Raw genomic sequence first — 19,539 nt, 5'->3', positions numbered from 1 at the left:
GCTGCCAACCTTTAAAGCGAGGGCGTACTTGTATTTGTGCCGCTGCCTCTCAGTGCGGCTGTCGGGATCTGCCCGAACGATATTCGGCACTTAAGCCGTTAAATTCTTTTATTTCTTCGCCAGTTCCTGGTTAATCATCCAGAGCTCCCGGCGTTCTTCGCTGCTTAAACCGTGTGTGCGCTCGCGAGCTATCAACTCTTCCTGGCGCAGTTCAAGCATCGAATCAAACATATGGTTGAGCGAGTCGGTGAAGGTCTCTTCAGCGATATCTTTATCTGCTATATCGTCCCACATCGACAGTTTTTCAAGGGTGGCGGACGCTTTTGTTCCGCGATAGTGCTCTAAAAGTTGCCCTGTGGTCAGACCTGGCTGTGAGAGACAAGTGTTGACCAGTTCTGCAAATAAGCCAAGTCCCGGCAGCTTTTCGTGGTTCAAACCTTCCAGAGAGGGCACTTTCGGCGCCAGTTCCGGATTTTGCACCAGCAGTCCTATCAGTATACGCATGGTTGTGCGTTTTAGCTGTGGCGCCGGGCGAGCCGCTCCGCTATCCGCCAGCTTTGGCATTAAACGTTCAAGCTGACTGTCATCCAGAATGCCGAGTTTCTTACCCAACTCCTGACGCAGATAGATGCGCAACGTTTCGCCAGGCACCTGAGTAATCAGCGGTAACGCCAGCGTGCTCAGCTGGGCGCGGCCATCCGGGGTACTCAAATCGACCTGCGGCATCAGGCTGTTAAACAGAAACGTGGAGAGCGGCTGAGCCTGCTCCATCCGCGCTTCAAATGCCGCTTTGCCCTCTTTACGCACCAGCGTATCCGGGTCTTCGCCGTCGGGCAGAAACATAAAGCGTAACTGACGCCCGTCGGTCATATACGGCAGCGCTGTTTCCAGCGCGCGCCAGGCGGCTTCGCGTCCGGCACGGTCGCCGTCGTAACAGCAAACCACGGTGTTGGTCACCCGAAACAGCAGCTGAATATGGTCGGCGGTCGTGGAGGTGCCCAGAGACGCAACGGCATAATTAATGTCGAACTGCGCCAGCGCCACCACATCCATATAGCCTTCGACCACCAACAGGCGCTGCGGTTCAGCGTTATCCTGCTGGGCTTCATACAGGCCATACAGCTGGCGGCCCTTATGGAAAATGTCCGTTTCCGGGGAGTTAAGGTATTTCGGCAGGGCATCGCCCAGCACGCGTCCACCAAAACCAATTACCCGGCCACGCTTGTCGCGAATGGGGAACATCACCCGCTCGCGGAAGCGGTCATAGCTGCGTCCCTTGTCATTCGTGACCAGCATGCCCGCGTCGATGAGGGATTTACGATCTTCGCTATTGCCGCCAAAACGCTTTAACACGTTATCCCAACCGGGAGGGGCGTAACCAATAGCGAAACGCGCAATAACATCGTCGCTCAGTCCGCGCTGATTCAAATAGTGACGCGCAGGCTCAGCGGCAGGTTGCTTAAGAGACTGTTGGTAAAATGCGTTCAGGCCGTCCATCAGCTGATACAGCGTTTGTCGTTGATGACGCTCTATCTGGCTGGGGCCACTGCCTGCTTCATAAGGCACTTCAAGGTTGTGCATGGCTGCCAGCTCTTCGACGGTTTCAACGAACTCGAGCTTGTCGTAGTTCATCAAAAAGTCGACGGCGTTGCCGTGCGCGCCACAGCCGAAGCAGTGGTAGAACTGTTTTTCACCGTTAACGGTGAAAGAGGGGGTTTTCTCGTTATGGAATGGACAGCACGCGTGGTAGTTCTTGCCCTGCTTCTTCAGCTTTACCCGCGCGTCGATGAGATCGACGATGTCGGTTCTTGCCAGCAGATCATTAATAAATACACGTGGAATTCGTCCAGCCATAGGCCCCGCGATTACACTTCATCCTTCAAACTGTCTCTGCGTTGGCTGCGCTCGTTCACCCCTGTCACTTACTTAAGTAAGCTCCGGGGATTCACTCACTTGCCGCCTTGATACAGTGTGAATGATTTTGTGTAAGTCCTGATTCATAAACGAAAACAAGCCGCGCATTCCTTCCGGAAGCACGGCCTTACGACTATTACTCTGTCTGACAATTGAGGACGTGCGTCCTCAAAAGATTAGTACAGACGAGTACGGCGTGCGTTTTCGCGAGCCAGTTTCTTCGCGTGACGTTTCACAGCAGAAGCTTTAGCGCGCTTACGTTCGGTCGTTGGTTTTTCATAGAACTCACGACGACGAACTTCAGCCAGAACACCTGCTTTCTCGCATGAACGCTTGAAGCGACGCAGTGCTACGTCGAACGGCTCGTTTTCACGTACTTTAATTACCGGCATGTAACTCTCACCTTTATAAATTCGGTTTGCCGCTGGCATCAACGCCAGCTTATTTCAAAATGGTGCGGAATTTTACTGCAATTGCTGCTGCTTTGTAAAGCACCGCGGCCGTTTTTGAAAGGGACTTTTATAAGGGTGAGGAGTATACACGAAGAGAACTCCAGGGGTGAGGAAAGTTTTACATCAACCCGCCCAGGCTCTACACTGCGCGGTATCTGAGTGAGGTAAAACAAGTCATGCGTGTACTGGGTATTGAAACATCCTGCGATGAAACCGGCATCGCGATCTACGACGATGAAAAAGGGCTGATCGCCAACCAACTGTATAGTCAGGTGAAATTACATGCTGACTACGGCGGCGTGGTGCCGGAGCTGGCCTCCCGCGATCATGTGCGTAAAACGGTGCCACTGATTCAGGCGGCGCTGAAAGAGGCGGGCTTAACGGCAAAAGATATCGACGCCGTAGCCTACACGGCCGGTCCAGGGCTGGTGGGCGCGCTGCTGGTGGGCGCGACTATTGGTCGTTCGCTGGCGTTCGCGTGGGATGTCCCGGCAATCCCGGTTCACCATATGGAAGGGCACCTGCTGGCGCCGATGCTGGAAGATAATCCACCGGAGTTTCCGTTTGTGGCGCTGCTGGTTTCCGGCGGCCACACCCAGTTGATCAGCGTCACCGGTATTGGTGAATACGAACTGCTGGGTGAGTCCATTGACGATGCGGCGGGTGAAGCTTTCGATAAAACCGCCAAGCTGCTGGGTCTCGATTACCCAGGCGGCCCGATGCTGTCGAAAATGGCATCCCAGGGCACGGAAGGGCGCTTTGTCTTCCCGCGTCCGATGACGGATCGTCCGGGTCTGGATTTCAGCTTCTCGGGGCTGAAAACCTTCGCGGCGAATACCATCCGTAATAATGAAGATGACGATCAGACCCGCGCTGATATCGCCCGTGCTTTTGAAGACGCGGTGGTGGATACGCTGATGATCAAGTGCAAGCGCGCTCTGGATCAGACTGGCTTTAAGCGTCTGGTGATGGCGGGTGGCGTCAGCGCCAACCGTACCCTGCGTGCGAAGCTGGCGGAAATGATGCAAAAGCGTCGCGGTGAGGTGTTCTACGCCCGTCCGGAATTCTGTACCGATAACGGGGCGATGATCGCCTATGCCGGGATGGTGCGTATGAAGCCGGGTGCCACGGCGGATCTCAGCGTCTCCGTCCGTCCGCGCTGGCCGCTGGCAGAACTGCCTGCCGCCTGATGAAAGTGACCCGGATGTCAGAGTGCGATATCAAACATCCGGGTTTTCGCTAGCAGGCAGTAGAGCTGGCAGCTGTTCTTCACCCCCAGCTTGTCCATCGCCCGCATTTTATGGGCGCTCACGGTTTTAATGCTCAGATGCATCCGCCGCGAGATATCCGTCAGGCTCAGTCCCCTACAGATCAAACGCAGCACGTCAGTCTCCCGGACGGAGAGCGCCTCATTCATCATTTTCCCGCCTTTAAACAGGGCGTTCATCAGGGTGCGCTCGACGTACACTTCGCCATCGATCACCGACTGTAACGCCTGGCTGAGGATCTTTTCATCGCTGTGACGGCTGAGCCAGGCTTTCGCACCTGCTTCCAGTGCGAGGCGGATCAGCAGCGGGTTGGTATCGGGCGAGAGCATCATCACCTGCAGCGACGGGTAGTGGCGGGTTAACCACTTCACCAGCGCCAGCCCCTCCATGCCGTTCTGCGGATCCCGCAGCGTATAGCCCAGCAACAAAATATCGGGGGTTTCACGCGCCAGCAACGCCAGAAGCTCTACGGTTGAGGCGGCTTCGCCACAGAATGAGAGCGCCAGAGAAGCGTTATCGCCGATCATGGCGCCGATCCCCCGGCGGATCACGGTATGCTCATCCGCAATCACCATTTTAATTGTCATTGGATTTTCCTTTAGCGGCGTTAATTAGAGTTTGCCCAGGATGTAATTTTATATTGTGCGTACCCGGATGGATTGCAAAGGAATAAATATTTTTACCCGCAGCGAGGGCTTGACAGATTTAAATGGCGCCGCTGCTAAGCCAACGTTTAATGACAAGAGATTTCTTATTTTTTAAAAGAGCGCTCTTATAGGTCCGCTTACTTTTTTAATTCATGCTGAAAAAGAAGGATTTTAATTAATGTCATAAAGGATCGTTGGCTAAAATGAAAAAAAGTATTTTATCGCTGTTAATTTGCGCAGCCGTTACCTGTTCCGCGCACGCTGCAACGCTGCCTCAGGCGGAGCTGGCTCAGGACGGTATCTCTTACGCAGCGATCATCGTGACGCTGAAACCGGGCACCGAGGGCACAACCGCTGCGGCCCGCAAGCTGACCCTGAGCGACCCGACCCTGGTCCTCACCCCCATGTTCCAGGCGGATAAGTCTGCCGAACTGAATGAGCTAAATACGCGTTACGGTTTTGACCGTTATTTGCGTGTCACCCTGCCGGAGAGTAAAGCGCAGGACAAAAATTTCATCAACACAATTATTACCGAGCTGGAACACAACCAGAATGTTGAATCTGTTTATCCTGAAAGTATTCCCGTTTCGTTAGATGATACCCAGCAGGAAACAACCCAAAGCAAACCGAAATTAAAGTCGTCGGTAAACGGGAATCTCACCGCTTCATCCATTCCGGATTATCGCCACCTGCAGGATTATTTAAAATCACCTGGTGAAAAACGTGCTGGCTATTATATGGGTGGCGTTAACCGTGACAGTGTGAATTCCTATAAGGGCAATGAGGGTGAAGACATTACAATCGTCTCGTCCGAAAACTGTGGCTGGAATGATAAGCATCTGAATTTACCGCCGATTGCTTTCCTGCAGGGACCCAACAAAGAGACCTGCACCGAACGGCAACATAATACCGCTTCCGTCGGCATTCTGGCGGCGCGGGATATTGGCTCCGGCGTGCGTGGCCTGAGCTATAAGAGTAAAGTCGCCTATGCCGCCTGGCCATCGACCAACCTCTATAACATGATCCCCCAATTAAACGCGGGGGATGTGGTCTCATTAAATATGCAGACCTGGGGCGGAGAAGTGGCCGGAACCTGTACCTCGGCCTGCTACATCCCTATCGAAAACGATGTCAGCTATTTCAACGTCATTAAGGCGCTCACTGACAAAGGCGTATTTGTGGTGACCTCCGCGGGCAATGGCAATATCAACCTCGACTCGCCAGCGTTCAATGGCAAATGGGATACCCAGGTGCGGGATTCCGGGGCGATTATTGCCGGGGCCTTCTGTGCGAAGACCGGGCAACGGGCCCACTTCAGCACCTATGGCAAGCGAGTGACCAGCTCCTCCTGGGGTTGTAGCGATGTCGTCACCACCGGCTACGGCACCCTCAATAATACCGTCAATGCCAACTACACCAATAACTTCGGGGGAACCTCATCGTCCACACCAATCGTCGCCGGGGTGGTTGCCAGCCTGTCGGGGATTGCCAAAGCTCACGGTATTACGGTGACCCCGCTGCAGATGCGCCAGATCCTGCAGGAGACCGGTACCCCAGCCGCCAATGGCACCGGGGCGATCATCGGGACGCAGCCGGATATGGAGCGGGCCGTTGCCCGCATCATGGCCCTGAAGAACGGCGGTGAAACCCTGCCAGCCCCGACGGCGGTAGCCGGGGCGGATTACACCATGGTTTCGTCTGCCACGGGCGTCAGCACCTGGCCGCTGGATGGCAGCAAGAGCCTGAATGCGAAATCGTATAACTGGAGCGTGACCAAAGGGGCCGGTACCTTCTGGCTGCAGGAGAAGCTGAACGGCACCCTGGTTAACAGCCTGAACAGCGCCCATGCCTATGCGGCGATCCCGGCCAATAGCGAAGGTGAAGTGACCTATACCCTGACCACCACCGGGGCGGACGGTCGTACTGCTCAGGACAGCATGACCATTAAAGTGAGCAAACCGGCGGCACCGGCGCTGGATGCACCGGCCTATAACGCGAAGATTGCCTATCCGACCAAATGCACCAAAGTGTCTTACGACGGCAAAATCTGGATGAACCAGTGGTACGTCAACCCGGGCCAGGAAACCCCGGGCAACGGCGGCACCTGGGGCGTGTGGCGTCAGCAGGGCGCATCGAGCAACAGCTGTAAATAATCAGCAAGCCTGGCGTGATGCCAGGCTTTTTTTATATCTTCAGCATTCCTTTCTCTTCCAGGAAGCCAATGATCGTCCCCAGCCCGTCGCCCACTTTCAGGTTGGTGAAAGTCCAGGGACGCTCGCCGCGCATCCGGTTGGTGTCGCGCTCCATCACCTCCAGCGACGCACCCACGTACGGCGCAAGATCGGTTTTGTTGATCACCAGAAAATCGGATTTAGTGATCCCCGGCCCGCCTTTGCGCGGGATCTTCTCCCCTTCGGCGACGTCGATCACGTAGATGGTCAGATCCGCCAGCTCGGGGCTGAAGGTGGCGCTCAGGTTATCCCCACCGCTCTCGACAAAGATCAGATCCAGATTGCCGAACTTCTCGCTCAGCGCTTCCACCGCCGCCAGATTCATCGAGGCATCTTCGCGGATCGCGGTGTGCGGACAGCCGCCGGTTTCTACCCCGACAATGCGCTCCGGCTCGAGGGCGCCTGCCTCGGTGAGGATGCGCTGATCCTCTTTGGTGTAGATATCGTTGGTCACCACCGCCAGCTGATACTGGTCGCGCATCGCTTTACACAGTGCTTCCAGCAGGGCGGTTTTGCCCGACCCTACCGGGCCGCCGACGCCCACGCGCAGGGGATGTTTGTACTCAGACATAGAGACTCCTCAGGAACGGAATAACCGTGAATATTGGGTTTCATGACGCGCCGAGGCGATGGCCGAGAGCGGCGTGGCCGCCCCCAACTGGTCATCGCGGCGCAGAAGGGCCTGCTCCAGCCCGTCGGCAAAGCGATCGCAGAGATCGATGATCAATAGCTGGGCCGCCTGCTGACCAAAGGGCACCAGCTTAACGCCCGCCATCACTGCGCTCTCAATCCAGCTGTAGCCGAGGCTTAACGCCATCTCGCGCAGGCCGATGCCCCAGCGCACGCCGAGCCATGCCATGCCGCACAGCTGGCTTTGCGAGAACAGCGGCAGCCAGTCGGGCGGGCAGTCCGTCTCCCAGCTTTTGATCAGCCGGGTGAAGGCTGCCCCGCGGTTGCGCTCCTCTTCCCGCAGCTCGCGGGTCTCGCGGCAGGCGAGGAGGTACGCTGTCCAGCGCGAGGCGGCGGCAATATCCTGCTGCTCGCAGGCGCGATACAGGCGGGCAAACAGCGGCAGATCGACGCAGAAAAAGCTCTGCTCCATCTGCTGACATTGCCAGGCTTTGAACGCGGCGGGCGTCGTAACCCAGCCCGCTTCCGCCGCCCACTCCAGCCCCTGGGACCAGGTGTAGGATCCCACCGGCAGGCTGCTGCTGGCGAGCTGCATCAGGCGCAGCTGGCGGGACAGGTCCATCAGCTCATCAGCGCCAGCAGTGCAGAGGCGATCAGCCCCCCGCCAAAGGTTTTACGCAGCCCGTCGTGGCGGCGCAGCAGCAACCCGGCAGCAAAGCTGACGCACAGCACCGCAGCGCTGGCGAGCATAAAGCCGCTGGTGAACAGCCAGAAGCTGTGGCCTGCCATCTCGACGCCGTGCGCCCAGCCGTGGAACATCGCCAGCGCCGGGACGGCCAGCAACAGGCGGTTTTCGGTTTTGAACATCATCACGCCGCATACCGCCAGCGAGGCGATAATCAGCATCTCCATCCCGCTAAAACCGCCAAACAGGCTGCCCGCGATCGCGCCGGTCAGCATCATCCCGAGGGTGGCAAAAGGCATCAGCAGTTTGCGGCCGCTCAGGGCAGCGAGCACGCCTGCGCCGGTTAACATCAGGAGATGATCCAGCCCGGTCAGGGGATGGAAAAAGCCGGCCTGAAAACTGTCGCTGCCGTGTCCCGGATGGGCCAGCGCGGGCAGGGAGAAGGCCAGCAGCAGCAGGGGGAACAACTTGCGCATGATGAATCCTTAATGTGAATGAGCGTGAGAGTGCGAATGGGAATGACCTTCGCTGGCGTAGGCACCTGCTTCCGGTTCAAACGGCAGCCTGGCGAACGTCACTTCGAGGTCGAACAGGTGCAGCATCTCGTCGAGGACGTGATCGTGGTGATAACGCAGCTCGCCGGGCAGAATTTGCAGCGGCACGTGGCGGTTGCCCAGGTGATAGCAGGCGCGCGCCAGCAGGAAAGGATCGGCGCAGCGCACCACCGACAGTGGCTCAGCGGCAGCAATAACTTCCACCACCTCACGGCCGTCGTCGCTGATAAGCAGGTCGCCACCCCGCAGCAGCAGGCCGCGCGGCAATATCAGGCCTGCATCGCGCCCGTCGTCCAGCGCCACGCGGGCGCGGCTCTTGACCCGGACATCAATCGGCAGCGTCACCCGGGCAGTCACGGGATGGGGATGGTCGAGGCGTTGAGTTAAGGTGATCATGATTTCTCCTCAGAACAGAAAATAGCGTTGTGCCATCGGCAGGACCTCTGCCGGCTCACTGGTGATCAGTTCCCCGTCAATGCGCACCTCATAAGTTTGCGCATCGACGGTAATGTTCGGTTGCAGGGCGTTGTGGATCATGTCGGCCTTTTTCACCGTCCGGCAGCCTTTGACCACCGCCGTGGCACTCTGCAGGTTCAACTGTTGCGCAATACCGTTATCGGCGGCGGCCTGCGAGAGAAACGTCAGCCGGGTAGCGTGGCGGGCGGCACCCAGCGACCCAAACATCGGGCGGTAGTGCACCGGCTGCGGGGTAGGGATCGAGGCGTTAATGTCGCCCATCGGCGCGCAGGCGATCATCCCGCCTTTGACGATGGTGGCTGGCTTCACGCCAAAGAAGGCGGGGGACCAGACCACCAGATCCGCCAGCTTGCCGGCCTCAATCGACCCAACTTCGTGGGCGATGCCGTGGGTCAGGGCCGGGTTGATGGTGTATTTGGCGATATAGCGCTTCACCCGCAGGTTATCGTTCTCGCCCGATTCGTCCGCCAGCGGGCCGCGCTGCACTTTCATCCGGTGCGCCACCTGCCAGGTGCGGATAATTACCTCTCCAACCCGGCCCATCGCCTGCGAATCCGACGAGGTGAGGGAGAAGGCCCCGATGTCATGCAGCACGTCTTCGGCGGCGATGGTCTCCCGGCGAATGCGCGATTCGGCAAAGGCGACGTCCTCGGCAATATCCGGGTCGAGATGGTGGCAGACCATCAGCATGTCGAGATGTTCGTCGATGGTATTGACCGTGTAGGGCAGGGTCGGGTTGGTGGAGGAGGGTAGAATGTTAGAGTGCGCGCAGGCGGTGATGATATCCGGCGCATGGCCGCCGCCCGCCCCTTCGGTGTGGAAGGTGTGGATGGTGCGCCCGGCGATGGCCGCCAGCGTGTCTTCGACAAACCCGGCCTCGTTGAGGGTGTCGCTGTGCAGCGCCACCTGGATATCCATCTCATCCGCCACCGTCAGGGAGCAGTCGATGGCTGCGGGCGTTGACCCCCAGTCCTCATGAATTTTCAGGCCAATCGCCCCGGCGGCAACCTGCTCGCGCAGGGTATCCGGGTTGGAGGCGTTGCCTTTGCCCAGCAGGCCAATATTGACCGGCAGGGTGTCGGCGGCCTGCAGCATCCGCGCGATATACCACGGCCCCGGCGTGCAGGTGGTGGCATTGGTGCCAGCGGCAGGGCCGGTTCCGCCGCCGATCATGGTGGTGACGCCAGAGACCAGCGCCTCTTCGGCCTGCTGGGGGCAGATCCAGTGGATGTGGGTATCGACCCCGCCCGCGGTAACGATCTTCCCTTCGGCAGCGATCACCTCGGTGGCCGCGCCAATTGGGATAGTGACGCCGGGCTGAATGTCCGGGTTACCGGCTTTACCGACGGCGACGATCCGGCCATCCTTCACGCCGATATCGGCCTTAACGATCCCCCAATGATCGACGATCAGGGCGTTGGTGAGCACCAGATCGACGCAATCCTGCGCCGTCATCTGCCCCTGACCCATGCCGTCGCGGATCACCTTCCCGCCGCCGAATTTGACCTCTTCACCGTAGATCGTCAGATCCTGTTCCACCTCGATCCACAGCTCGGTATCGGCCAGCCGGACTTTATCCCCGGTGGTGGGGCCAAACATGTCGGCATAGGCCTGGCGTGAGATCTCAGCCATAGTTCACCTCGCCCATCACCTCGCCGCGAAAGCCGACAATACGCTGAGCGCCCGCCACCTGCACCAGCGTTACGGCCCGCTTTTGTCCGGGCTCGAAACGCACGGCGGTACCGGCGGCGATGTTCAGCCGGTAGCCTCTGGTGGGCTCACGATCGAACTTCAGGGCCGGGTTCACCTCGTAAAAATGGTAATGGGATCCGACCTGGATCGGCCTGTCGCCGTGGTTCTCGACGATCACGCTCAGGGTGTTACGGCCTGCGTTGATCGCGATCTGGCCGGGTTTAATCTGGTATTCGCCTGGGATCATGCTGCCCCCTTACAGGATCGGATTGTGAACGGTGACCAGCTTGGAGCCGTCCGGGAAGGTGGCCTCCACCTGAATGTCCGGGATCATCTCCGGCACGCCCTCCATCACCTGGCTGCGGGTCAGGACGTGGCGGCCGGCTTCCATCAGCTCCGCCACCGTCTGCCCGTCGCGTGCCCCTTCCATAATGAAGGCGCTGATCAGGGCCACCGATTCCGGGTAATTGAGCTTCACGCCGCGGGCGAGACGGCGCTCGGCCACCAGCGCGGCGGTAAACAGCAACAGCTTGTCTTTTTCTCTGGGGGTCAGTTCCATCGTGCGTCTCTCAGGTGTGCCAGATACGGGGCGAGCAGGGGGCTTTGGCGGTGAGCTGCGGGCGCAGGCGCTGCCAGATCTCGCGCATCGCCTGCTGGCAAATCAGGTTGTCATGGGCCAGAAAACGCACCGACAGCAGGCCGTCGGTGAGGGTCGCCCCGGCGAAATGCTCCAGCGGTGCCAGGGCCTCGCGGGCCTCCTCCAGCTGCGTTTCGCTGGCCGGGTAAAACAGCAGGGTGCCGATCCACGGGTGTTCTGCCACGGGGGTCAGATCGCCGTCGGCCAGATGCTGGCGTTCGATCAGCAGCGGTTCGCCGTCGATCCAGACCTCAAGGCGGCTTTCGATCTGCCCGGGGCTGAAGATCTCGCCGATCACCGGCCGGCCTAAGCAGAACAGCTCCCAAGCCAGTAGCGTGCTGCTGCGCTGCAGATGAAACACCGAGCGCAGGGCGGCATTCGCGCCGGGGAAGAAAATGGTGTCCTGGGGTAGCCACTCCAGCGTGGCGTGCTCGTCCAGGGTGAAGTGCTGATCCAGCCGCGCCAGCGCGCCGTTGCTGCGGTAGAACTTGCTGGCACCGGGCATGGTGATCAGCGCGTGGCTGCGGGCCTCAAGATGGACGTCGATTGTCAGTTCATCCCCGCCAACAATCCCGCCCGGCGGGTGCAGCAGATAGAGGTGGCAGGTGTCATCTTCGGGATAGAACGGGCGTTGTACGGTAAGGGGGCCGACATGACGAGCAGAGTGAAGGAGGGTTTTTTCAGGGGTGTGACAAAACTGCAAAGCAAGCGATGCCTGCCAGCCTTTTACTGTTTTATCAACCATCTGAGGTGCTGACATGCTTCATCCATCTGCTCGCCGTCGGGATTTTTTTAGTATGCCCTGGCGGAAATGAAGGCTGTCATATGAGTCACTTATGGATGGGAGGCGGCATTGCCCGGCGGCGCTGCGCTTGCCGGGCCTACAGGTCGTGCATGTTGTGGGTTTGTAGGCCGGGTAAGGCGCAGCCGCCACCCGGCTTCTCCGTCGCCTGAATATGGCACGGGTGTTGAGTCCCCGCTGAAATCGGCGAACCGGAGACCGGATGACAAGGGCTGGACGCCAGGGATGGCGGCCAGAGGCGAATCGAGACAGGATGTCGAGTTGAGCCGACCGCAGGCGTCAGGTCGGGAGGTGAGCGTAGTGCGAAGCACCGATTTCGTCGCGGGGCCGCGGGGATTGATAAGGGGGCCGCGGTGGCCCCCTTATCACGTTCACAGGTTCCGTTCATTTCATATTCTGCTGGACATGAGGTGAACGGAACTATTCCACTCCTGCTACATAATGCCTTACCAGACAGGTAATACCTTACCGGTAATCCTCCGCATCAATATCATACCCGGACGGTTCCCAGCGGATCGCCAGCAGCGAAACCAACCCAATCAACGGCGCCAGGGCAATCACCCAGAAAACAGCCGTATCCATCGAGGCCACCAGCAGCGGGAACATAAACAGCGACAGCGTCGAGCTGCTGCGCATCAGCGTCTGGTTCAGCCCCACACCCACACCGCGCAGCGAGGTCGGGTAGCTGAGCGAGGCAAAGGTCATCGTATGCGCCCCCGGCCCAAAGCCCTGGCCAAAGAGGAACAGAGCCAGCATCGCCACCGCCGTAACCCCCTCTGCGGCGCCTTCCGGACGACCGATAATCGCCAGCACCAGCAGGGCAATCAGCTGGCAGGTATAACCTCCCAGTGACATCCGCCATGCGCCAAAACGCGGCACCAGCCGCACCGCCAGCAGACCGCCGACAAAGGCGAACAGCAGGTTCAGGGCCAGCGAAATGAGTATGGTGGTCAGCATCGACTGCACAAAGAAGCTGGAGATAATCACCGGCAGGCCAAAGGCCACCGCGTTATAGGCGAAGGACGAGAAAATCGACAGCAGCGTGGCCAGGGTAGTGCGGCGCAGATAAACCCCGCGGAACAGATTCAGGTAGTTACCCCAGCTGGCTTTGTTCACCACCGGGGCGGGCTGATCGAGCGCCTCCTGCGGCACGTGGGCATTAATGTTATACGCCTTGCGCAGGATCGCTGCCGCCTCTTTCAGGTTGCCCTGATTCGCTGCCCAAACCGGGGATTCGCTCATATACCGACTGCGGATGGCAATGATCACCAGCGCGGGGATCGCCCCAAAGCCGAGGATAATTCGCCACAGCCAGTCGCTGTGCGTCTCTGGCAATACGCTATAGAAGAAGAGCACCAGCAGATACGAAATGCTGATCGCGGCATACCAGGTAGGGCACCACATGGCGACGCTGGCGGCTTTGTTGCCGGGGCCTTTCAGCTTCGCGAACTCGCTTAAGAAGGCCATCGCCACGGGGAGATCGATCCCCACGCCCAGACCCATCACAAAGCGCGCCCCGGCCAGCACGTACTCGTTCGGGGCAAAGGCACAGGCGATGGCCGCGACCACGAAGAACACCATGTCGGCCATAAAGACCCGGTAGCGCCCGATTTTATCCGTCAGGTAGCCGCCAATCAGCGCCCCGACAATCGCACCGAAGGTGATGGCTGAGGCCACCATGCCGGTGCCTGCGGGGGTGAGGTTGAACTCGCGGGTAATGTCTTTGATGCCGAACGCCAGCGCACCCAGGTCGTAGGCATCGAGAAAGATACCGCCAAGGGCGATCCCGATGACGATACGCGCATTGGCCCGGCCCTGTGAGCCTTCGTTTACCAGTTGGGTGACGTCCGCCGCGTTGCGGACCCATTTGATCTCCCCGTCGGGAGTGTTTCCTGCCGTTGCAAGTGAGGTTGGATCTGCGATCTCTGTCATTTTCTTATGTTGTGTTGGCTGTACGAACAAAAAGAGTACTCACAGCAAGAAAACGATCTAAATCACATTTGGTTATAAGGCATAACTAAGGGGTGAAGGCGAAAGGGCGCTACTGAGGCTCTTTCTTCTTTCTCTTCAGCTTCGACCAGATTTTAGTCTCCTGATGACGCCACAGGCGCTGGATGTTGTCATGATGACGCAACAGGATCAGGCAGGAGAGCATCGACACCGGGAAGGTGAACTGGGGTTTGAACCACCAGACGTAAAACGGGGCAATCAGCGCGCTGACGATGGCGCCAAGGGAGGAGTAACCGCTGAGCAATACGCTGAGCAGCCAGGTGCCGGCCATCACGCCGGTGAGATCCCAGCCAATAGGGGCGATGGCACCAAATGCGGTGGCCACGCCTTTACCGCCTTTGAAACCGAAGAATACCGGCCAGATGTGGCCCAGACAGGCGGCGATAGCAATCAGCCCCAGCCAGAATGGCGTAACGCCCAGCGCATACGCGCCCCAGACGGGAAGCATGCCTTTCAGGACGTCAAAAATCAGAACCGCTACGGCTGCTCCTTTGCCGCCAATTCGTAGTACATTGGTCGCCCCCGGATTCCCGGAACCACTCTCGCGTGGGTCAGGTAACCCGGCGATACGGCAGACCAGAATGGCGCTGGAAATTGAGCCGCAAAGGTAAGCAAGGAGGATCATTCCAGGCGCGATTGCACTCATAACGCTGTTCCGTTTTGAAAATATCGTTTTGTACTTAGCATCTGTGGATAATACGCATAATTCGCCGGGAGTGGTATCCGGTTTAGCCAAAAACCAGGCAGGTCGTGATGGATATAGTATTTATAGAGCAACTTTCGGTAATCACCACTATCGGGGTGTATGACTGGGAACAGACCATCGAACAGAAGTTAGTGTTCGATATCGAAATGGGCTGGGATAACGTCGCCGCCGCGAAAAGCGATGATGTGAACGACTGTCTGAGCTATGCCGACGTCAGCGAAACGGTCATCAGCCACGTGGAAGGGCAGCGTTTTGCGCTGGTGGAACGCGTGGCGGAAGAGGTGGCGGAACTGCTGCTCAGCCGCTTTAATTCCCCGTGGGTGCGCATCAAAGTCAGCAAGCCGGGCGCGGTGGCGCGGGCGGCCAATGTGGGCGTTATCATTGAGCGTAGCCAAAATCTGAAAGGAAATATTTAACGGTATCATCGTTAAACCAATTCCTGTTAAATCAGTCTTACAGCTGTTCATTCTGCGGTTACCCCCTGGGTAACCCGTTTTTTTCTGTCTTTTTAGGGGTTTATTGATGAGCGATATGCACTCCCTGCTGGTGGCAGCAATACTGGGTGTGGTCGAAGGATTGACAGAGTTTCTGCCGGTTTCCAGTACGGGCCATATGATTATTGTTGGCCATCTGCTGGGCTTCGAAGGCGAAACGGCGAAAACCTTTGAGGTGGTGATCCAGTTAGGATCCATTCTGGCAGTGGTGGTGATGTTCTGGCGCCGTCTGTTCGGGCTGATTGGCATTCACTTTGGCCACCCGCCCCATGAAGGCACCGGCAAAGGGCGCTTAACGCTGCTGCACATTCTGCTTGGGATGATCCCGGCGGTGGTGCTGGGGCTGGTGTTGCACGACACCATCAAATCGCTGTTCAACCCGATTAACGTGATGTACGCGCTGGTGGTGGGTGGTTTCCTGCTGATTGCCGCCGAGCTGTTCAAGCCAAAAGAGCCACGCGCGCCGGGTCTGGATGATATGACCTACCGCCAGGCGTTTATGATTGGCTGCTTCCAGTGTCTGGCACTGTGGCCGGGCTTCTCCCGTTCCGGAGCGACCATTTCCGGCGGGATGCTGGTGGGCGTGAGCCGCTATGCGGCCTCGGAGTTCTCGTTCCTGCTGGCGGTGCCGATGATGATGGGGGCGACCGCGCTCGATCTCTATAAGAGCTACCACTTCCTGACGGCGGCCGACATCCCGATGTTTGCCGTGGGCTTTATCACTGCGTTTATCGTGGCGCTGATCGCCATTAAAACCTTCCTGCAGCTGATCAAGCGGATCTCGTTTATCCCGTTCGCCATCTATCGCTTTATCGTGGCGGCCGCGGTTTACGTGGTCTTCTTCTGATGACTCACTGCCCTCAGTCTTTCGGCTGAGGGCAACGCTGTTCCTTCCAGTCCGCTACTGCCTGAATCCGTCGTTTTGTTAACTCTTCCCGAATCTCTGGCCCTTTAAATCCGGCCTCGATCACCGCTTGCGTCGGCACGGCTTTCGCCACCTCCCAGGCTTCACGCAACAGTCGCCCCTGCGGATAGTCGTTGGCTTCAAACCCGGTGCGCCCGCGCACGTCGGCTTCGCTGGTCAGGGCGATCTGCTCCACGCGCTGCGGCTTGCGCCAGGCGTCAATGCTGTCGAACAACTTCACGATGGTGGCCGGTTTGAGGATCGGGAAGGTGTGGATCAGGTCATGGAACTCGGCGACCAGCTTCGCCAGATCGCGGATCTCGTTCGGCACCCGCATGCGCTGGCAAACCCGTTCAACCAGTCTGACCCCCGCCGGGCCGTGGCCGTGATGACGTGGCCAGAGTTCGGGTGGCGTTAAGCCTTTGCCGAGATCGTGGCAGAGGGTGGCGAAGCGCACGTCCACCTCCGGGCTGAGCATCGCCGCCATGCTCAGGGTCATCAGGGTGTGGATGCCGGTATCAATTTCCGGGTGCCACTTCGCCGGGGCTGGCACGCCAAACAGCGCGTCCAGTTCCGGGAACAGCACTTTGAGCGCTCCGCAGTCGCGCAGCACCTGGAAGTAAACCTGCGGATTACGGGTGGTGAGCGCATTCTCCGTCTCTTTCCACACGCGCTCCGGGGTGAGGTGTTCCAGCTCGCCCGCGTCGGTCATCGCCGTCATCAGTGCCATGGTTTCGTCGGCGATACGGAAGCTCAGATGGGCATAGCGCGCTGCAAAGCGCGCCACGCGCAGTACGCGGAGCGGATCTTCAGAGAAGGCCGGGGAAACATGGCGCAGGATGCGGTTTTGCAGATCCTGTTGACCGCCGTAGGCATCGATGATATGGCCGTTTTCATCCTGCGCGAGGGCATTGATGGTCAGATCCCGACGCTGCAAATCCTCTTCGAGGGTAACGTCAGGGTCGGCATGGCAGGTAAACCCGGTATAGCCGACGCCGGATTTACGTTCGGTACGCGCCAGAGCGTACTCCTGGCGGCTTTGCGGGTGCAGAAACACAGGGAAATCGCGGCCTACCTGCTGGTAACCCGCGTCGAGCATTGCCTGAGGGGTGGCTCCCACCACCACCCAGTCTTTATCTTTGACCGGCAGACCTAACAACGCATCACGAACCGCACCACCGACCAGATAAATCTTCACGCCACACTCTCCCGTATCAAATATTGGCAAAATAATACGTAAGTGTGGCAGAGATGGCGACTTAGTTCATCCAACGGTCTTTACGTTTACGGCTCGGCACCAGATGTGGCAGCACCAGACCCAGCAGCAGACCCATCCCCAGCACGCCACCGCCATACATAAACCATTGCATGATGATGGTGCGCTGTTTGTCATCCAGCTGCAGGTTGGCCGCGCTCACCTTTTTCTGGGCGACGATCAGCTCGTTCTTCAGCTTCTGGTTCTCATCTTTGAGACCGTTGATCACCCCGTCGCTCTGAGCCACTTTCTGCTGCATTTCAGCGGTGCGCTGGTTCCAGGTGGCGTCGATATTGGTCAGCTTGTCAGTCAGGGTTTTGACCTGGTTTTCCAGATCCGGCACGCGGGTGCGCAGGCTCGGGTCGGTGCTAAGCTCTTTCAGGGGGATCCAGGCGGTACGGCCGCTGCTGTCGCGCACCTGGCCGTAGTTGGATTCCGCGTTGCTCTGCAACAGCACCACTTCCTCGCCGGCATTAATCGTACCCACGAGGCGATAATTGTCACCCGGACCACTGCGTACCCAGGTGTTCAGTTCGTCAGAAACGTAGCGCTTCTCTTCTGCGTGGACCACGGTCGCGGCGCTTAAAGCAAGTAATGTCAGTCCGATCAGGCGTAATTTAGGCATCAGGCAGTCGTTATTTTCATGAAAAGTGGAACGATATTAGTGGAAACAGACTTCAGGCTCAAAGGATTCGTCAGCATTCGGAATCCTCTGTGCTCTGTTGGCCACTGTAGCAAACTTTACGCCCGTCAAATTGCCCATTGCGTGGCAATCTGGCGCAAAATACTATCTACTGACAAAAAAGTGGCGAGTAAGTTCGCCGTAATTTACCCCACGATATTGCAATCAAAAGAACAAGGCCATGGCTCAGGAAATCGAATTAAAGTTTATCGTTGAAAACGGCAGCGTCGATGCGCTGCGAACTCATCTGCATCAGCTGACCGGCGAGCATCACGCTCCGGTGCAACTGCTCAACATCTATTACGAAACCCAGGACCTGTGGCTGCGCCGTCATGACCGGGGTCTGCGTATCCGTGGCGTGGACGGACGCTACGAGATGACCATGAAAATCGGCGGCCGCGTTGTCGGCGGCCTGCATCAGCGCCCGGAATACAACATCGATATCAGCCAGCCTGAGCTGGAGCTGGCGCGTTTCCCGGCGGAAGTGTGGCCGGAAGGCCAACTCCCTGACGATTTGGCGGAGCGCGTTAACCCGCTGTTCAGCACCGATTTCTGGCGCGAGAAGTGGCTGGTGAACGAAGGTAAAAGCCGGATCGAAATCGCCCTCGACCTGGGAGAAGTGAAAGCCGGTGAGTTCCAGGAGCCGATCTGCGAGCTGGAGCTGGAGCTGCTGGAAGGCCACGCCTATGACGTGCTGAAGCTGGCCCGCAAGCTGGTGACGCTGAGCGGCCTGCGCCAGGGCAGCCTGAGCAAAGCCGCCCGCGGCTATCATCTGGCCCAGGGCAATGCTCCGCGTGTTCTGAAGCCGACCGAGATTCTGCGCGTTGCGCCAAAATCCTCTGTCGAGCAGGGCTTTGAAGCCTCGCTGGAGCTGGCGCTGAGCCAGTGGCAATACCACGAGGAGCTGTGGGTCCGCGGCGTGAAGGGGGCGAAAGCCGAGGTGCAGGCGGCGATGGCGCTGGTGCGTCACAGCCTGACGCTGTTCGGTGGCATTGTGCCGCGTAAAGCTAGCGCTCACTTACGTGATCTGCTGACCCAGGTTGAAGCCCTGATGGCCTCTGAGGTCTCTGCTGAGACGGCGATCTACAGCCCGCAAACCGCGACGGCGAAACTGACCCTGACCGAGTTCCTGATCAATCGCGGCTGGCGCACCTTCCTCGATGCGAAGGCGCAGGCCAAAATCGACGACTCCTTTAAGCGTTTTGCCGATATCCACCTCTCCCGCCACGCCGCTGAACTGAAAACCATTTTCGGTCATCCGCTGGGCGATCAGTATGGCGATCAGCTGATCCGGCTGGCGCGCAATATCGACAGCATCCTGCTGCTGGCAGGGGCCTATGACGGGCCGGTCGCCCGCGCATGGCTGGAGAACTGGCAAGGGCTGCTGTATGCCATTAAGACCCGCCAGCACATTGAAATTGAGCATTTCCGCAACGAAGCCATTTCGCAGGAGCCATTCTGGCTGCACAGCGGAAAACGTTAACGCAGGCAAGGAACCC

20 protein-coding genes are annotated in these 19,539 nt (G+C 58.5%); 5 read left to right on the top strand and 15 right to left on the bottom strand.

Annotated features, from left to right (window positions below):
• Positions 1-108 precede the first annotated feature (108 nt).
• Both dnaG and rpsU read right to left on the bottom strand, forming a co-directional pair.
• Positions 109-1,854: a DNA primase gene (gene dnaG / locus G7090_RS20085; RefSeq protein WP_106995866.1), complete on the bottom strand. Its 1,746-nt coding sequence runs from the start codon at positions 1,852-1,854 to the stop codon at positions 109-111.
• Between the two features lie 236 nt (positions 1,855-2,090).
• On the bottom strand, positions 2,091-2,306 hold the full coding sequence (rpsU, locus tag G7090_RS20080) for a 30S ribosomal protein S21 (RefSeq protein WP_001144069.1): 216 nt from the start codon (positions 2,304-2,306) through the stop codon (positions 2,091-2,093).
• Between the two features lie 236 nt (positions 2,307-2,542).
• Here rpsU and tsaD point away from each other — a divergent pair, with 236 nt between their 5' ends.
• Positions 2,543-3,556, top strand: coding sequence for a tRNA (adenosine(37)-N6)-threonylcarbamoyltransferase complex transferase subunit TsaD (gene tsaD / locus G7090_RS20075; RefSeq protein WP_106995865.1), 1,014 nt, complete (start codon positions 2,543-2,545; stop codon positions 3,554-3,556).
• Positions 3,557-3,573: 17 nt separating this feature from the next.
• On the opposite strand, the gene G7090_RS20070 is transcribed toward tsaD, so the two are convergent.
• Complete coding sequence (locus G7090_RS20070; protein WP_106995864.1) at positions 3,574-4,221, bottom strand: response regulator transcription factor; 648 nt, start codon at positions 4,219-4,221, stop codon at positions 3,574-3,576.
• Positions 4,222-4,484: 263 nt separating this feature from the next.
• Between G7090_RS20070 and G7090_RS20065 the strand changes: the two genes are divergently transcribed.
• Positions 4,485-6,434: a S8 family serine peptidase gene (locus G7090_RS20065; protein ID WP_166184081.1), complete on the top strand. Its 1,950-nt coding sequence runs from the start codon at positions 4,485-4,487 to the stop codon at positions 6,432-6,434.
• A gap of 31 nt (positions 6,435-6,465) precedes the next feature.
• On the opposite strand, the gene ureG is transcribed toward G7090_RS20065, so the two are convergent.
• The 10 genes from ureG to plsY form a co-directional block, all read right to left on the bottom strand.
• The gene (ureG, locus tag G7090_RS20060; protein ID WP_166184079.1) at positions 6,466-7,083 is read right to left on the bottom strand and encodes an urease accessory protein UreG; all 618 of its coding nucleotides are present in this window, start codon (positions 7,081-7,083) and stop codon (positions 6,466-6,468) included.
• Between the two features lie 9 nt (positions 7,084-7,092).
• Positions 7,093-7,764: an urease accessory protein UreF gene (locus G7090_RS20055; RefSeq protein WP_166184076.1), complete on the bottom strand. Its 672-nt coding sequence runs from the start codon at positions 7,762-7,764 to the stop codon at positions 7,093-7,095.
• The gene (locus G7090_RS20050; RefSeq protein WP_166184074.1) at positions 7,764-8,303 is read right to left on the bottom strand and encodes a HupE/UreJ family protein; all 540 of its coding nucleotides are present in this window, start codon (positions 8,301-8,303) and stop codon (positions 7,764-7,766) included. Before G7090_RS20050 ends, G7090_RS20055 begins: the two co-directional genes overlap by 1 nt.
• A 9-nt stretch (positions 8,304-8,312) precedes the next feature.
• Positions 8,313-8,777 carry an urease accessory protein UreE gene (gene ureE / locus G7090_RS20045; protein ID WP_166184072.1) on the bottom strand — a complete coding sequence of 155 codons (465 nt, stop codon included), beginning with the start codon at positions 8,775-8,777 and terminating at the stop codon, positions 8,313-8,315.
• 9 nt (positions 8,778-8,786) lie between these two features.
• A complete protein-coding gene (gene ureC / locus G7090_RS20040) occupies positions 8,787-10,490 on the bottom strand; it encodes an urease subunit alpha (protein ID WP_166184070.1) in 1,704 nt (567 codons plus the stop codon).
• A complete protein-coding gene (locus G7090_RS20035) occupies positions 10,483-10,797 on the bottom strand; it encodes an urease subunit beta (RefSeq protein WP_166184067.1) in 315 nt (104 codons plus the stop codon). The genes ureC and G7090_RS20035 overlap by 8 nt, the downstream gene beginning before the upstream one ends.
• A 9-nt stretch (positions 10,798-10,806) precedes the next feature.
• Positions 10,807-11,109, bottom strand: coding sequence for an urease subunit gamma (locus G7090_RS20030; RefSeq protein WP_103822891.1), 303 nt, complete (start codon positions 11,107-11,109; stop codon positions 10,807-10,809).
• A 10-nt stretch (positions 11,110-11,119) separates the two neighbouring features.
• Positions 11,120-11,932: an urease accessory protein UreD gene (locus G7090_RS20025; protein WP_371811844.1), complete on the bottom strand. Its 813-nt coding sequence runs from the start codon at positions 11,930-11,932 to the stop codon at positions 11,120-11,122.
• Positions 11,933-12,454: 522 nt separating this feature from the next.
• On the bottom strand, positions 12,455-13,921 hold the full coding sequence (locus G7090_RS20020) for an MFS transporter (RefSeq protein WP_166184063.1): 1,467 nt from the start codon (positions 13,919-13,921) through the stop codon (positions 12,455-12,457).
• 109 nt (positions 13,922-14,030) lie between these two features.
• Entirely contained in the window at positions 14,031-14,645 is a 615-nt protein-coding gene (gene plsY, locus G7090_RS20015; RefSeq protein WP_166184060.1) for a glycerol-3-phosphate 1-O-acyltransferase PlsY, read from the bottom strand.
• A gap of 107 nt (positions 14,646-14,752) precedes the next feature.
• On the opposite strand from plsY, the gene folB reads away from it, so the two are divergent.
• Together folB and bacA are read left to right on the top strand one after the other, a co-directional pair.
• The gene (folB, locus tag G7090_RS20010) at positions 14,753-15,121 is read left to right on the top strand and encodes a bifunctional dihydroneopterin aldolase/7,8-dihydroneopterin epimerase (RefSeq protein WP_106995853.1); all 369 of its coding nucleotides are present in this window, start codon (positions 14,753-14,755) and stop codon (positions 15,119-15,121) included.
• Positions 15,122-15,227: 106 nt separating this feature from the next.
• Positions 15,228-16,046, top strand: coding sequence for an undecaprenyl-diphosphate phosphatase (bacA, locus tag G7090_RS20005; protein ID WP_166184058.1), 819 nt, complete (start codon positions 15,228-15,230; stop codon positions 16,044-16,046).
• Between the two features lie 13 nt (positions 16,047-16,059).
• Here the strand turns inward: bacA and G7090_RS20000 are convergent, their stop codons facing one another.
• A complete protein-coding gene (locus tag G7090_RS20000; protein ID WP_166184056.1) occupies positions 16,060-17,301 on the bottom strand; it encodes a multifunctional CCA addition/repair protein in 1,242 nt (413 codons plus the stop codon).
• Positions 17,302-17,362: 61 nt separating this feature from the next.
• Complete coding sequence (locus G7090_RS19995; RefSeq protein ID WP_106995850.1) at positions 17,363-17,983, bottom strand: TIGR04211 family SH3 domain-containing protein; 621 nt, start codon at positions 17,981-17,983, stop codon at positions 17,363-17,365.
• 238 nt (positions 17,984-18,221) lie between these two features.
• Between G7090_RS19995 and G7090_RS19990 the strand changes: the two genes are divergently transcribed.
• Entirely contained in the window at positions 18,222-19,523 is a 1,302-nt protein-coding gene (locus G7090_RS19990; RefSeq protein WP_166184054.1) for an inorganic triphosphatase, read from the top strand.
• The last annotated feature ends 16 nt before the right edge of the window (positions 19,524-19,539 follow it).

Origin of the sequence: Leclercia sp. 29361, assembly GCF_011290365.1 — a bacterium.
Taxonomy (GTDB): Bacteria; Pseudomonadota; Gammaproteobacteria; order Enterobacterales; family Enterobacteriaceae; genus Enterobacter; species Enterobacter tamurae.
The sequence above is the reverse complement of the archived record's forward strand: the minus strand, read 5'-3'. Positions and strand labels throughout refer to the sequence as shown.